We start from the raw sequence: 14119 nt of genomic DNA on the forward strand, positions 1-14119 counted from the left end.
CGGCGGGCATCATCCGACGTGTCTTGACCCGTCCGGCCTGACCCGGCCGGCACCGCACGCAGGAACGGCCGCCTCCCACGAGGGGAGGCGACCGTTCCTGCGGACGAAGCGCGGGGGCTTACTCGGCGCGACGGCGCCGGGCGACCTCCCACAGGGTGACGCTCGCGGCGATGCCGGCGTTGAGGGACTCGGTCGCACTCGAGATCGGGATCGACACGATCGCGTCGCAGGTCTCGGTGACCAGGCGCGACAGGCCCTTGCCCTCGGAACCGACGACGATCACGATCGGGCGGTCGGCGAGCGCGAGGCCGTCGAGCTCCACGTCGCCGTCGCCGTCCAGACCGAGGACGAACAGGCCCATCGACTTCAGGGACTTCAGCGTCTGGGTGAGGTTCGGGGCCATCGCGACGGGCGTGCGGGCCGCGGCACCGGCGGAGGTCTTCCACGCCGACGCGGTGACGCCGACCGAACGACGCTGCGGCACGATGACGCCGTGTCCGCCGAACGCGGCGGTCGAGCGGATGATCGCCCCGAGGTTGCGGGGGTCGGTGATGCCGTCGAGCGCGACGAGCAGCGGGACCTGGTCTCGCGAGAAGGCCTGCTCGACGATGTCCTCGGACACGGCGTACTGGTACGCCGGCACCTTGAGCGCGACGCCCTGGTGCACGCTGTCGTGGCCGGTGATGCGGTCGAGCTCGGGGCGCATGAGCTCGATGATCGGCACGCTGCGGTGGTTCGCGAGCGTCAGGATCTCCTTGACGCGGTCGTCGACCTCGATGCGCGACGCGATGTAGAGCGTCGTCGACGGGGTCTTCGTGCGCAGCGCCTCGAGCACGGAGTTCCGTCCGGTCACGAGCTCGGAGTCATCGGTCTTCCGGGCCGGCGGACGACCGGTGCGGCCCTGCGGGGTGCTCGAGGAACCGTGACGGCCCTTGGCTGCCTCGAAGCGGTCCTTCGCCGCCTTGCGCTTGCCGGCGGGGTGGTACGGCCGGTCCTCGGCCTTCGGGGTCGGCTTGCGACCCTCGAGCGCCTGGGCACCCTGACCACCGGAACCGACCTGCTTGTTGCCCTTGCGACCGGTGCGGACGGCGCCGGGCCGACCCTTCTTGCTTCCCGAGACGTTCTTCATGCGTAGCTCCTGTTCGGCACTGCCGTGTTCAGGCGATGCTCCAGCGTGTTCCGGACGGCGTGTCCTCGATCGTGATGCCCGCGGCGGCGAGGTCGTCGCGCACGCGGTCGGCCGCAGCGAAGTCCCGTGCTGCCCTGGCGTCCGCGCGCTCCTGCACGAGGCGTTCGACGAGAGCGGCGAGCGGGCCTGCCGAGGTGTCCTGACCGCCCCCCGACCAGTGGGCGGCTCGCGGGTCGATGCCGAGGACCTCTACCATGGCGGCCACCTGATGGTACGCGACCCCGAGCGTTTCCGCATCGTCGGCGTCCAGGGCAGCGTTGCCGGTGCGCACGGTCTCGTGCAGGACGGCCAGCGCCTGGGGCACTGCGAGGTCGTCGTCCATCGCGGCGGCGAAGGCGTCCGGCACGGCGGGGGCGTCGGCGAGGTGCACGCCTTCGAGCCGCACCTCGGCCCGCTGCAGGAACCCGTCGATGCGGTCGTAGGCCGCCTCGGCCTCGGCCAACGAGCCGTCGTGGTGGTCGATCGAGGAGCGGTAGTGCGCGGCGCCCAGGAAGTACCGCACCACGGCCGGACGGGCAGCGGCCAGGAAGTCGGCGGCGAAGATCGAGTTGCCGAGCGACTTCGACATCTTCTGGCCCTCGACCGTGACGAGCCCGTTGTGCAACCAGTACGACGCGAACGGGTCGCCCGCCGCGGTGGACTGCGCGAGCTCGTTCTCGTGGTGCGGGAACCGCAGGTCGAGTCCGCCGCCGTGGATGTCGAACGCCGGACCGAGGTACCGCCGCGACATGGCGGAGCACTCGATGTGCCAGCCCGGACGACCGGGGCCCCACGGGGAGTCCCACGACGCGGTCGACGGCTCGCCGGGCTTCGCACCCTTCCAGAGCGCGAAGTCGCGGGCGTCCCGCTTGCCGCGGGGGTCGGCGTCGGCGGCCTCGACCATGTCCTCGCGACGCTGCCGGGTGAGTGCCCCGTAGGACTCCCAGCTGCCGGTGTCGAAGTAGACGTCGCCCGAGTCGTCGGCGGCGACGTAGGCGTGACCGCGGTCGATGAGCTTCGTGATGATGTCGTGCATCTGCGGCACGCTCGCTGTTGCCCGCGGCTCGTAGGTCGGGGGCAGGATGCCGAGGGCGTTGTACGCGGCGGTGAACTCGAGCTCGACGCGGTAGGCGCGGGCGAACCACGCTTCGTCGGTGCCGGCGGCCAGATCGAGCACCTTGTCGTCGATGTCGGTGACGTTCCGCACGAGGGTGACGCGCAGACCGCGGTACGTCAGCCAGCGGCGCCAGATGTCGTAGACCAGGGCCGAGCGCAGGTGTCCGATGTGCGGCGACGACTGCACCGTCGGACCGCAGACGTAGACGCTGACCTGTCCGTCGACCAGGGGGACGAGGTCGACGACGGCTGCGGCGCGGGAGTCGTAGAGGCGAACGGTCACGATCCCAAGCCTAGGACGTCAGGCCGGTCGGGTGACGGCCGTGGCGATCGCGGCGAGCCCCTCGCCCCGGCCGGTGAACCCGAGGCCGTCGGTCGTCGTGCCGGACACCGCGACGGGGGCACCGACGACGGCGGACAGGGCGTCCTGCATCTCGGCGCGACGGGCCCCGATGCGCGGCCGGTTCCCGATGACCTGGACGGTGACCGACACGGGGACGAGGCCGGCGTCGGCGAGCAGCCCGACGGCACCGCGGATGAAGACGTCCCCGGCGGCACCGGCGTAGGCGGGGTCGGCGGTGCCGAACGTCCCACCGATGTCACCGAGGCCACCCGCGGAGAGCAGGGCGTCGCACACCGCGTGCGCCACGGCGTCACCGTCGCTGTGCCCGGAGAGGCCGGGTTCGCCGGGGAAGTCGAGCAGGCCGACGCGGCACGGCGACTCGACGTCGAACGCGTGCACATCGACCCCGAGCCCGAGCCGGACCGCCGAGGCACCGGGGTCGCCCGGGACCGTGGCGCGCGACCGGACGATCGACTCTGCTCGTCCGAGGTCCCACGGCGTCGTGATCTTGAAGGCATCGGCGTCACCCGGCACGAAGCGCACCGTGCCACCGGCCGCCTGGAACACGCCGGCGTCGTCGGTCTCGGACTGCGTCGACACCGCGTACGCCCGTCGGAGTGCGTCGAGTGGGAAGCCCTGCGGCGTCTGGACCCCGACGAGCGCGGACCGGTCGACGGTCTCGACGACCACGTCGCCGGACACCCGCTTGACCGTGTCGGTGACGGGGAGCGCGGGGACGACGCCGTCACCGGTGCCGGTCGCGACCGAACCCTCGACCGCGTCGAACACCCGGTCGAACTGCGCGGCCGGCGTGAGGCACCGCGCCGCGTCGTGCACCAGCACCGCGGTGACGGAGTCCGGCAGCACGCCCAGGCCGGCCTGGACCGAGCCGTGGCGATCCGTGCCTCCCGGAACCACCGCCGTGTACGCGACCGCAGCGCCCGCGACCGAGGCGACCACCTGACGGCACTCCTCGAGCATGGTCGACGGCGCGACCACGACGACCAGCGTCGGAGCCGACAACGTGAACAGCGGCTCGAGCGCCCGCGCGAGCATGAGCTGCCCCGCGACGGGCACGAACGCCTTCGCGGTGCCGATGCCGAGCCTGGTTCCGGACCCGGCTGCAACGACGACGACCGCCCGGTCCACCCCTTCGGGGAACCGTGCGGTCGTCGTGGTGTGCAGTGCGCTCAGGACGCGAGGACTTCGTCGAGGACGGTCGATGCCTTGTCCTCGTCGGTCTTCTCGGCCAGGGCCAACTCGGAGATCAGGATCTGCCGCGCCTTGGCCAGCATCCGCTTCTCACCCGCGGACAAGCCGCGGTCCTGATCGCGTCGCCAGAGGTCGCGGACGACCTCGGAGACCTTGATGACGTCCCCGGAAGCGAGCTTCTCGAGGTTCGCCTTGTACCGGCGCGACCAGTTGGTGGGCTCTTCGGTGAACGGCGCCCGGAGGACCTCGAACACCTTGTCGAGCCCTTCCTTGCCGATCACGTCGCGGACTCCGACCAGGTCGACGTTGTCCGCCGGTACCTCGATCGTCAGGTCACCCTGCGTGACCCGCAGTTTCAGGTAGACCTTTTCCTCGCCCTTGATGACGCGCGTCTTGACTTCAGAGATGGTTGCCGCCCCGTGGTGGGGGTAGACGACGGTCTCGCCGACCTCGAATTGCATGTATCAGGCTCCGTTCCCAGACTTCCAGTTTACCACAAGGGGTGTTCGGGTAAGGGGACCCTCAGCACTGGGCCTTCCCGGTGATCGCTAAGATGGAGCGGGACCGTCTGGTCCTCATCGACTTACGGAGGAATCTCTTGCGAGCTCGGGTACTCGTGTCCGTCGCCGTTGCGGCAACCATCGCGCTGGGCGCCACCGGGTGCGAGTTCATGTCGCCCGCGCACACCGTCGACATCAAGCAGATCACCGACGGCGTCAACGTCTCGACCGGCAAGGTCGACGTGCGGAACGCCATCCTCATCTCGGACGACGGCGAGGGCGCGCGGTTCATCGGCACGCTGGTGAACAACTCCGACACCGACGGCATCACCGTGTCGGTCGAGATCGGTGGCGACACCGAGACCGTGCTGGTGCCGGCGAACTCGCACGTCGACCTGGCGAACGACTCGCAGCACGACACCCTCGACTTCGACAGCGCGGACGCGAAGCCCGGTTCGCTCGTCAAGGTGTACTTCTCGTACCCCGACGCCGAGGGCGTCTCGGCCAACGTGCCGGTGCTGACCACCGCGCAAGAGGAGTACGCCACCCTCGCGCCGACCTCGACCCCCGAGCCGTCCGGCCAGATTACGCTGCCGGTCGAGACCCCGTCGGCCACGCCGACGGACGGCGAGTAGCCGCACCGCGCAAGCGCCACCGCGTCAGACAGGAGGCCCGGTGCGAGTCCCAGGGACTCGCGCCGGGCCTCCTGTCCGTCCGTCTCAGGCCTCGATGCGGTACCCGAGACCGCGGACCGTCACCAGGATCTCCGGGGTGGACGGCACGCGCTCGATCTTCGAGCGGATGCGCTTGATGTGCACGTCGAGCGTCTTGGTGTCGCCGAAGTAGTCGGAGCCCCACACCCGGTCGATGAGCTGCCCACGGGTGAGCACCCGGCCGGCGTTCCGGAGCAGCAGCTCGAGCAGCTCGAACTCCTTGAGCGGCATCGCCGTCTCCGACCCGTCCACCGATACCGTGTGCCGCTCGACGTCCATCCGGATGCCCCCGACCTGCAGGATCCCGCTGTCCGCCGGGTCGTCCTCGGTGCGTCGGCGCAGGACCGCACGGATGCGGGCCACCAGCTCGCGCGTCGAGTACGGCTTCGTCACGTAGTCGTCCGCGCCGAGCTCGAGCCCGACGACGATGTCGACCTCGGAGTCCTTCGCCGTCAGCATGATGATCGGCGCGTTCGACCGGGTCCGGATCTGGCGGCAGACCTCGGTGCCGGAGAGCCCCGGCAGCATGAGGTCGAGGAGCACCAGGTCCGGGTTCTCCGAGTCGAACTTCGACAGCGCGGTCACGCCGTCGGCCGCGACGGAGGTCTCGTACCCCTCACGCTGCAGCAGGAACTCCAGGGGCTCGCTCAGGGCCGGCTCGTCGTCGACGATGAGGATCTTGGTCACGATGGCTGCTCTTCCAGTTGCTCTTCGAGTGCGGTGGTCAGTTCGGTGTCCGCCTCGGGCAGGCGGATGGTGAAGGTCGAGCCCTTGCCGGGCTGCGACCAGACACGGACGTCGCCGCCGTGGTTGCCGACGACGTGCTTGACGATGGCGAGCCCCAGGCCGGTGCCGCCGGTGGCCCGTGACCGTGCCGGGTCGACACGGTAGAACCGCTCGAACACGCGGTCCAGATCGGCCTCGGGGATGCCGACGCCCTGGTCGGTGATCGCGATCTCGACCAAGCCCTTCGCGGACCGGACGCCCACGCCGACGCGGGTGCCGTCGGGCGAGTACTTCACCGCGTTGGCGATGAGGTTCGAGACGGCGACCTGCAACAGGCCCGGGTCGCCCATCACCCGGAGCTTCGACTTCTTCGCCCGGATGATCTCGATCGAGCGGGCGCGCGCGACGACCTCGTTCGCGTCGATCGCTGCCTGCACGATCTTGTCGACACCGGTCTCCTCGCTGTTCTCCAACGCGTCGACCGACTGCAGCCGGGACAGCTCGATGATGTCCTTCGTCAGGGCGCCGAGCCGCTCGGACTCGGTGATGAGCTGCGCCGCGAACTTCTTGACGTGCTCCGGGTCGTCGGCCGCGATCACGAGCGTCTCGGACAGCAGCCCGATGGCGCCGATCGGCGTCTTCAGCTCGTGCGAGATGTTGGCGACGAAGTCACGGCGGACCTCGTCGATGCGCCGGCTCTCGGTCAGGTCGTCGGCCGTGATGAGGACGTACCGGTTGCCGAGCTGCGCGGCCCGGAAGCTGAGGTAGCCGATGAGCTCCCCGTGCCGTCCGCGCGGGAGCTCGAGGTCCTCCGCTCCCATCTCGCCGCTCTTGCGCACCCGGTCGACCAGGTCGAGGAGTTCCTGGTGCACGAGCCGGCGCCGCACGACGAGCCCGACGGTCAGTGCCTGGGGCGATGCGGCCACGACCGTGTTCGACGGGTCGATGACCACCGCCGGGTTGTGCATCGTCGCGATCACCGCTGCGACACCGTCCGGCAGGGTGCGTTCCGCCACGTCTGCTGCACGAGCCGTGCGCTCGGCGGTGATGATCAGCACCACGACGCCCGCGCCGAAGACCCCGCCGAGGAGCATCGACAGTGGCACGAGCCACGCGTTGTCCATGCCGCCAGTGTAGGGATGGTCATGCGGGGTTCCGGTACCGTTCACCCGTCCCGGAAGGCCGGATCGCGAAGCGTTCAGCCCCACGTCACCGTTCGTTCACCTGGGCTGACGACACTCGTCCGGTACGCAGAGAGAGGTACTCCCCCATGCGCGAAGTCTTCCAGCAGGAACTCCAGGACGTCCAGGAGCGACTGACCGAGATCGCAGGACTCGTCGAGTCCGCCATCACCCGGGCCACCCAGGCCTTCAGCGACTCCGACGTCGCCCTCGCCGAGGAGGTGATCGCCGATGACCAGAAGATCGACGAGGCCGCCAACAGCCTCGACGAGATCGCCATCGACATCCTGGCCCGCCAGGCTCCGGTCGCCCGCGACCTGCGCGTCGTCGTCACCGCCCTGCGCGTGAGCTCCTCGCTCGAGCGCATGGGCGACATGGCCGAGCACATCGCGCAGCTCGCCCGCCAGCGCTTCCCCGAGAAGGTCGTGCCGAAGGGGCTCCGCGGCACCTTCAAGGAGATGGGCAAGCACGACGTCGCGATGTCGCAGAAGCTCACGCGGCTGCTCGCGACCGAGGACATCGCCCTGGCCGCGGAGATCCGCGACGAGGACGACGCTGTCGACGAACTGCACGCGAGCGTGTTCGACTTCGTGCTCGGCGAGGCGTGGAAGGGCGGGCCGATCGACACCGTCGACGCCACCCTGGCCTCCCGCTACCACGAGCGCTTCGCGGACCACGCGGTGTCGATCGCCAAGAAGGTCGAGTACCTGGCGACCGGCGACTGGACCGGCGCCTCGAGTTCGACCGCCGCGGTCTGAGCGCCGTGGTCTGACCGCGGTTGCGCGGTCTGCGAGGATCGACGCATGGCTCAGGTCGCGATCATCGTCAACGGCATGCCCGGTTCCGGCAAGAGCACGATCGGCGCTGCGCTGGCCGAGGTGCTCGGTTGCCCGTTCCTGTCGAAGGACCGGATCAAGGAGCCCCTCGCCGACATCGTCGGGCCGATGATCGCGTCGCGTCCGCTCGGTGGCATCGCGATGGACACCGTGTGGGCGATGGCCGGCGCGGTCGAGAACGGGGTCGTCCTGGACGCCGTCTGGGTCACCCCGGAGAGCCGGGACTTCCTGACCGCCGGGCTCCTGACGGCCGGTTCGCCGCGTGCCGTCGAGGTCTGGTGCCACGTCGACCGCGCGACGGCCGACGAACGCCTGCGCGACCGCTACGAGCCGGACGCTCCGATCCGGCACGAGGTCCACGGCGACCTGGCATCGATCATCGACACCTGGGACACCCTCGGCCCCACCGCGGCACCGACCGGGCTGCTCCCCGTCGTCCGCGTCGACACGACGAAGCCCTACGACGTCGGGGCCCTCGTGCAGGAGATCGCGTCGCACTTCGTCTGACCAGCCGAGGCTCGAGGAGCCGACCGCCCCGCCGAAGCGACACGTCGGCGGTGCGGTGATCCGTTCCTCCCGGCAGAGCGACAGGAGTCGGCGGAACGTTCGCGGCACACTGTCGCTTTCGCGGCCCCACAAGCAGAACGACGAACGCCCCGCCCGGAGACCGGGCGGGGCGTTCGTGCGTGCGGTGCTACTTCTTGGCGCCCTGGGCGGCCACGGCGGCAGCGCCGGCGGCAGCGGCCTCGGGGTCGAGGTAGTACGCCGGCTTCGTCGGACGGAAGTCGTCGTCGAGCTCGTACACCAGCGGGATGCCCGTCGGGATGTTCAGCCCGGCGATGTCGTCGTCGGAGATGTCGTCGAGGTGCTTGACGAGCGCGCGGAGCGAGTTGCCGTGCGCGGTGACCAGCACGGTCTTGCCCTCGCCCAGGTCCTTCGTGATGTCCGACTCCCAGTAGGGCAGCAGCCGGTCGATCACGAGCTTGAGCGACTCGGTGCGCGGCAGCTGGTCGCCGAGGTCGGCGTAGCGGCGGTCACCGGCCTGCGACCACTCGGCGCCGTCGGCGATGGGGGGCGGCGGGACGTCGAACGACCGGCGCCACTCCATGAACTGCTGCTCGCCGTACTCGGCCAGCGTCTGGGCCTTGTCCTTGCCCTGCAGGTCGCCGTAGTGGCGTTCGTTGAGGCGCCAGTCGCGCTTGACCGGCAGCCAGGCGAGGTCGGCCTGGAGCAACGCGATGTCGGCCGTCTGGATCGCGCGGGTGAGGAGCGAGGTGTACAGGACGTCGGGGACGATGCCCGATTCGGCGATGAGGTCGCCGGCGCGCTTCGCCTCCTTCTCGCCCAGCTCGCTGAGCCGGACGTCGACCCAACCGGTGAACAGGTTCTTCTGGTTCCAGTCACTGTTTCCGTGACGGAGCAGGACGAGCGTGGAGGTCATGCTGCCGAGTCTACCGAGCGTCGGCAGGCCCGTACCCTTGACGTCATGCCCATCGGGAACGTGACGCGCGGGACGACCGGGTACAACCGGCTCCGTCGTGTCGACCGGTGGATCGCGTCGCTGCCGGCGCTCCGCAAGGCCGACGACCCGCTGGTCGCCGACGTCGGGTACGGGGCCTCGCCGACGACGACGCTCGAGCTGCGCGACCGTCTGGCCCTGGTGCGTCCGGACGTCGAGGTCACCGGCATCGAGATCGAACCGGCACGCGTGGCGTTCGCGAACGCGGGCACCCGCGACGGTGTGACGTTCCGGCTCGGCGGCTTCGAGACGCCCACGCCCGGGCACCGCCGACCGGCCGTGATCCGGGCGTTCAACGTGCTGCGGCAGTACGACGAGTCCGCCGTGGTGGGGTCGTGGCGGATCATGCAGGACCGGCTGCAGCCCGGCGGCGCGCTGGTCGAGGGGACGTGCAACGAGGTCGGGCGGGTGGCCTCGTGGGTGACGCTCGACGAGCACGCACCGGTGTCGTTCACGGTGTCGCTGCGGCTCGCCGGACTCGACGTGCCGTCGATCGTCGCCGAACGGCTGCCGAAGGCGCTCATCCACCGGAACGTGCCGGGTGAGCGGGTGCACGCGTTCCTGCGCGACCTCGACCTGTCGTGGGCGGTCGCGGCGCCGCTCGGCACGTACGGGCCCCGGCAGCGGTGGATCGCCACGGTGCGGGGCATGCGCGACCGCGGGTGGCCGGTGCTGCATGGGCCGACGAGGTGGCGGCTCGGCGAGCTCAGCGTGCCGTGGGACGTGGTCGAGCCCGCCTGACGGGGGCGGCGGCGGCGCGGCGGCGGGACTGCGCCACGGCGGCGGCGGCGGATTGGCGACGATCCACGAGTCGATCACCGCGTGCACTGTCGGAAGATGCACACGCACACGATGCGTGCGCATCACCCGACGGAACACCAGTCGATCAACTCGTGGTCTGTCGGAAACCTGCGCGCACACCAGGCGACCGACGACCGCCGGACGGAGCCTACGAGCGCTTGACGGCTCCGAGCCGGGGCAGCCGCGGGACGTTCGCCGTGGCGCCGGCCTCCGGCGGGACGATGGTCTCCTGCGCCGCCGTCACCACGACGTCGTCGGCGATGAGCGTCAGCGTCGCGGTGGGGTCGAGGGAACGCTTGACCACGGCCAGTCCGACCGGGCCGAGCTCGTGGTGGACCGCCGAGGCCGACAGTCGCCCGACTTCCTTGTCGCCGAGCATCACGGGCGTGCCCGGAGCCGGCAGCACGGCGTCGGAGCCGTCGAGGTGCAGCTGCACGACCCGACGCGGCGGGTGGCCCAGGTTGTGCACCTTCGCGACGGTCTCCTGCCCGCGGTAGCAGCCCTTCGTCAGGTGCACGGCGGAGCGGAGCCAGTCGAGCTCGTGCGGGATGGTGCGCTCGTCGGCATCGGACAGCGTCGGACGCCAGGCGGCGATCCGCAGTGCCTCGTACGCGAGCAGCCCCGCGACGGGTTCGTCCGACGCAGCGATCGCGGCCGAGGTGCCGGGCGTGACCACGGCGATGCGGAGGGTCCAGTCGGAGCCGGGGTGGGCCTCCTGGGCGGCGTAGCTCCACCCACCGGGCGTGACGGCTGCCCACGGGTCGACCCACTCGACGACGGGCGGGTCCGGCAGGACGGTCGACGCGAACGGGGCGGCCTCGCCGAACCAGCCGAGGGTCGCGAAGTCGGCCGAACGGTCGGCGACCTCGACCCGGAGCATGAAGCGCATCGAGTCGAGCCAGGCGGCGAGCGGTGCGGCGTCCTGGGGCTCGGTGAGGAGCCACGCGACCGCACCGTCGTCGACCACGCGGGCGGCGTGCTCGACCCGGCCGGACTGGTCGAGGACGAGGGTCTCGGTGCTGACGTCGGTCGGCAGGCCGGTCAGCTGCTGCGAGGTGATCGAGTTGAGCCACGACAGGCGGTCCGGGCCGGAGACGGTGACCACGCCGAGACCGAGCTCGACGACCGCGCGGCCACGGGCCAGCAGCCGTTGCTCGCCCAGGGGGTTGCCGAAGTGGGCTGCGGGCGCGCCGGGCGCATCAGATGCCGCGACGAAGCCGTCGCGCACCGCGAACGCCGACATCAGTCGACCTTCGCGAGCTGCCCCGAGGCGTGCGAGGTGAGCTCGCGACCGAGGGCGGCGATGTCCCACGCCCAGAACAACTTGCCCTCGACCAGGCCGTACAGGCGGGTCGCGGCGGAGTAGTCCTTCGCGTTCGGCGAGCGCATCACGGCGTCGGTGGCCAGGTCGATCCGGCCCTTGAGGACGCGGCCGACGTAGAGCTCGTTGACGCCCGTCGGGTGCACGATCGCGGCCTCGACGTCGAAGCCGTCGGTGGTGTTGCGCAGCGCCTCGACGCTCTCGACGGTGGTGAACGGCGTCGGTCCCTCACCCAGGAGCATCGCGGGGCCGCGGTCGCCGGGCTCGGTCGGACGGTCGATCCGCCAGTAGCCCATCTCGGCGGCGAGCGGGGTGTGGTCGTCGTCGAGCAACCACGTGGTGGACGAGTAGTTGAGGTACGGCAGGCCGTCGTGGCTGAAGCTCACGCGCTGGCCGAACTCGTAGGTGCGGGGCGCCTCTTCGTCACCGACGGGGTACTCCACGGCGCCGGTGCCCTCCCAGACGCCGACGAGCCACGACAACGGGACCAGTTCGGGCGCCAGGCCCTCGGGGAGCTCGATCAACGCTGACCCTTGAACAGCTTCACGACGACGACGACCGAGATGAACGCGATCGCGAGCGACGCCAGGCCGAGGAGGCCCACGTAGAACAGCTCGAGCGCAAGCAGCGAATCCATGCCCCGGAGTCTACGCGGCTCGGCTCAACGCGCCAGGAGCACCACCGCGGTGACGAGCACCACGACGAAGGCACCGGACGACGCGATGCTGATCCGTTCGACCAGCCCGTCCTTCGTCGCGGTGATGAGCTGGAGCACGAAGCTCACCATCACGCAGGCGACGAACACGAGCAGCAGCCAGGCGAAGGCGTCGCGCTCGGCGAGCGTCAGGACGAGCACCGCCCCGACGACGGCCAGGATCCAGACCGGCAGGACGGACGTCAGCTTGAGGCGCCGCTGGTCGGTGGGCTGCACTGGCTGGGTCACGCGTTCCATCATGACAGGGGTCACGCCCGGCGCGCAGGCGCAGCGGCTCCGCGCCCGGCGCGCAGGCGCAGCGGCTCCGCGCCCGGCGCGCGCTTGCGGGTTGCCGCGCAAACCGTCCGGCCGGATGAGGACTTCCCGAGCATCACTAGGATGTGTCCACGACGTCATCCACCTGCGGAGGTCCTGTGGCACAGCTCCTGGTACTCACCTCGACCGCGCCCGGCGACGTCCTGCCGAGCCTCGGTCTCCTGAGCCACAGGATCCGTCACGTGCCGGCCGAGGCCGCACAGCTGGTCAACGCGCCGCAGAGCGACCTGATGTTCGTGGACGCCCGCACCGACCTGGTCAGCGCGAAGGCCCTGTGCAAGATCCTGGCCTCGTCCGGCTCGACGACGCCCATCGTGCTCGTCGTGACCGAGGGTGGCCTGACCGCCGTCAACAGCGAGTGGAACGTCGACGACGTGGTGCTCGAGAGCGCGGGCCCGGCCGAGATCGACGCCCGCATCCGGCTGTCCGCGGGCCGTGCTGCCAAGGGGCAGTCCAGCTCGAAGATCCAGGCGTCGGGTGTCGTCATCGACGAGGCCAGCTACTCGGCGAAGGTCCGCGGCCGGCCGCTCGACCTGACGTTCAAGGAGTTCGAACTGCTGCGCTTCTTCGCCACGCACCCGTCCCGGGTCTTCACGCGCGAGCAGCTGCTCAGCGAGGTCTGGGGCTACGACTACTTCGGTGGCACCCGCACGGTCGACGTGCACGTCCGACGTCTCCGCGCCAAGCTCGGCGACCTCGAGTCGCTCATCGGCACCGTCCGCAACGTCGGGTACCGCTTCAACGTCTACGACGACGAGGCCGAGCGCCTGATGGGCCAGTAGTGCCGGACCTCGCACGGTTCGTCGTGCCCGGTGAAGCACCGCCGTTCTCGGACCAGACCCTGGTCGACGTCCGCGCCGGGCGCGCAACCGTCCTCGCCGTCGACGACGGGGTCGCCGCGGTCCGTGACGGCGAGCTGGAACTCGTGGTCGACCGGGAGGCCCGTGGTCGCGGCACCGGCACCGGCCTCGTCACGCAGGCGCTCGCGCTGGGCGGCGGGGCCGCTCCCGTGCTCGCCTGGGCACACGGGGACCACCCCGCAGCGCGGGCCCTGGCCGATCGGTTCGGCTGGCGCGCGGTCCGGACACTGCTGCAGCTCCGGGCGCCGATCGACGGAGCCGGGCCCTCTCCGGACGCGGCTTCTGCCGACGTGCCGGCCGGGTACAGCCTGTCCGCGTTCCGACCCGGCACCGAGGACGAGGCCGACTGGCTCGCCCTGAACGCCGCGGCCTTCGCGCACCACCCCGAGCAGGGCCGGATGACGCTCGACGACCTGCACGCCCGCGAATCGGACGCCTGGTTCTCCGGCGAGGACCTGCTGCTGCTCCGCGACGCCTCGGGGCAGCTCGCCGGCTCGTGCTGGCTCAAGGTCGAGGACGGCATCGGCGAGTTCTACGCCGTCGCCGTCCGGCCCGACCTGCAGGGACAGCGGCTCGGCGGGGTGCTCATGCGCGCGGGGACCGCTCGGCTCAGCGGCCGCGGGCTGACCGCCGCCGCACTGTACGTCGAGGGCGACAACGAACCCGCGCTGGCGCTCTACCGACGGTCCGGGTTCGAGCAGTACGCGATCGACGTGCAGTACGCCGCGCCGGAGCAGGCGGAGGCGCCGACCGGCCGGTAACATTGCGTGGTCGGCGAGGGGTCGGCCAGCGG

At 70.9% G+C, this 14119-nt stretch carries 16 protein-coding genes; 6 read left to right on the plus strand and 10 right to left on the minus strand.

Going from position 1 to position 14119, the window contains the following annotated elements; translation table 11 throughout:
• Positions 1–118: 118 nt before the first annotated feature.
• Genes rlmB through GVL05_RS00570 form a run of 4 tightly spaced genes read right to left on the minus strand, consistent with a single transcriptional unit; the run spans position 119 to position 4300 of the window.
• On the minus strand, positions 119–1129 hold the full coding sequence (rlmB, locus tag GVL05_RS00555; protein WP_123936859.1) for a 23S rRNA (guanosine(2251)-2'-O)-methyltransferase RlmB: 1011 nt from the start codon (positions 1127–1129) through the stop codon (positions 119–121).
• Between the two features lie 28 nt (positions 1130–1157).
• Positions 1158–2567 carry a cysteine--tRNA ligase gene (gene cysS / locus GVL05_RS00560; RefSeq protein WP_123671505.1) on the minus strand — a complete coding sequence of 470 codons (1410 nt, stop codon included), beginning with the start codon at positions 2565–2567 and terminating at the stop codon, positions 1158–1160.
• Between the two features lie 18 nt (positions 2568–2585).
• Positions 2586–3776 carry a 2-C-methyl-D-erythritol 4-phosphate cytidylyltransferase gene (gene ispD / locus GVL05_RS00565; protein WP_159570322.1) on the minus strand — a complete coding sequence of 397 codons (1191 nt, stop codon included), beginning with the start codon at positions 3774–3776 and terminating at the stop codon, positions 2586–2588.
• A gap of 41 nt (positions 3777–3817) precedes the next feature.
• The gene (locus GVL05_RS00570; protein WP_017888066.1) at positions 3818–4300 is read right to left on the minus strand and encodes a CarD family transcriptional regulator; all 483 of its coding nucleotides are present in this window, start codon (positions 4298–4300) and stop codon (positions 3818–3820) included.
• A gap of 155 nt (positions 4301–4455) precedes the next feature.
• On the opposite strand from GVL05_RS00570, the gene GVL05_RS00575 reads away from it, so the two are divergent.
• Positions 4456–4974 carry a DNA modification methylase gene (locus GVL05_RS00575; RefSeq protein WP_159570325.1) on the plus strand — a complete coding sequence of 173 codons (519 nt, stop codon included), beginning with the start codon at positions 4456–4458 and terminating at the stop codon, positions 4972–4974.
• A gap of 84 nt (positions 4975–5058) precedes the next feature.
• Here the strand turns inward: GVL05_RS00575 and GVL05_RS00580 are convergent, their stop codons facing one another.
• A complete protein-coding gene (locus GVL05_RS00580; RefSeq protein ID WP_159570328.1) occupies positions 5059–5739 on the minus strand; it encodes a response regulator transcription factor in 681 nt (226 codons plus the stop codon).
• Positions 5736–6902, minus strand: coding sequence for a cell wall metabolism sensor histidine kinase WalK (locus GVL05_RS00585; RefSeq protein WP_159570331.1), 1167 nt, complete (start codon positions 6900–6902; stop codon positions 5736–5738). Before GVL05_RS00585 ends, GVL05_RS00580 begins: the two co-directional genes overlap by 4 nt.
• Before the next feature lie 146 nt (positions 6903–7048).
• Here GVL05_RS00585 and phoU point away from each other — a divergent pair, with 146 nt between their 5' ends.
• Positions 7049–7717, plus strand: coding sequence for a phosphate signaling complex protein PhoU (gene phoU / locus GVL05_RS00590; RefSeq protein ID WP_123293296.1), 669 nt, complete (start codon positions 7049–7051; stop codon positions 7715–7717).
• 45 nt (positions 7718–7762) lie between these two features.
• Positions 7763–8302: an AAA family ATPase gene (locus GVL05_RS00595; protein WP_159570334.1), complete on the plus strand. Its 540-nt coding sequence runs from the start codon at positions 7763–7765 to the stop codon at positions 8300–8302.
• A 187-nt stretch (positions 8303–8489) separates the two neighbouring features.
• Here GVL05_RS00595 and GVL05_RS00600 read toward each other — a convergent pair whose 3' ends face one another.
• The gene (locus GVL05_RS00600) at positions 8490–9236 is read right to left on the minus strand and encodes a phosphoglyceromutase (protein ID WP_123293294.1); all 747 of its coding nucleotides are present in this window, start codon (positions 9234–9236) and stop codon (positions 8490–8492) included.
• Between the two features lie 45 nt (positions 9237–9281).
• Here GVL05_RS00600 and GVL05_RS00605 point away from each other — a divergent pair, with 45 nt between their 5' ends.
• Complete coding sequence (locus GVL05_RS00605) at positions 9282–10055, plus strand: class I SAM-dependent methyltransferase (protein WP_159570337.1); 774 nt, start codon at positions 9282–9284, stop codon at positions 10053–10055.
• Between the two features lie 208 nt (positions 10056–10263).
• Here the strand turns inward: GVL05_RS00605 and GVL05_RS00610 are convergent, their stop codons facing one another.
• The 3 genes from GVL05_RS00610 to GVL05_RS00620 all read right to left on the minus strand — a co-directional run bounded on the left by GVL05_RS00610 (position 10264) and on the right by GVL05_RS00620 (position 12379).
• Positions 10264–11358 (minus strand): folate-binding protein YgfZ, encoded by a 1095-nt coding sequence (locus tag GVL05_RS00610; RefSeq protein ID WP_159570340.1) that lies wholly within the window; start codon positions 11356–11358, stop codon positions 10264–10266.
• A complete protein-coding gene (locus tag GVL05_RS00615) occupies positions 11358–11960 on the minus strand; it encodes an FABP family protein (RefSeq protein ID WP_159570343.1) in 603 nt (200 codons plus the stop codon). Before GVL05_RS00615 ends, GVL05_RS00610 begins: the two co-directional genes overlap by 1 nt.
• Positions 11961–12097: 137 nt before the next feature.
• Positions 12098–12379, minus strand: coding sequence for a hypothetical protein (locus GVL05_RS00620; protein WP_123936868.1), 282 nt, complete (start codon positions 12377–12379; stop codon positions 12098–12100).
• A gap of 185 nt (positions 12380–12564) precedes the next feature.
• Between GVL05_RS00620 and GVL05_RS00625 the strand changes: the two genes are divergently transcribed.
• Complete coding sequence (locus GVL05_RS00625; RefSeq protein ID WP_123293289.1) at positions 12565–13248, plus strand: winged helix-turn-helix domain-containing protein; 684 nt, start codon at positions 12565–12567, stop codon at positions 13246–13248.
• The gene (gene mshD, locus GVL05_RS00630; protein WP_159570346.1) at positions 13248–14087 is read left to right on the plus strand and encodes a mycothiol synthase; all 840 of its coding nucleotides are present in this window, start codon (positions 13248–13250) and stop codon (positions 14085–14087) included. Before GVL05_RS00625 ends, mshD begins: the two co-directional genes overlap by 1 nt.
• Positions 14088–14119 lie beyond the last annotated feature (32 nt).

It is taken from the genome of Curtobacterium sp. 18060 (assembly GCF_902706105.1).
GTDB lineage: Bacteria > Actinomycetota > Actinomycetes > Actinomycetales > Microbacteriaceae > Curtobacterium.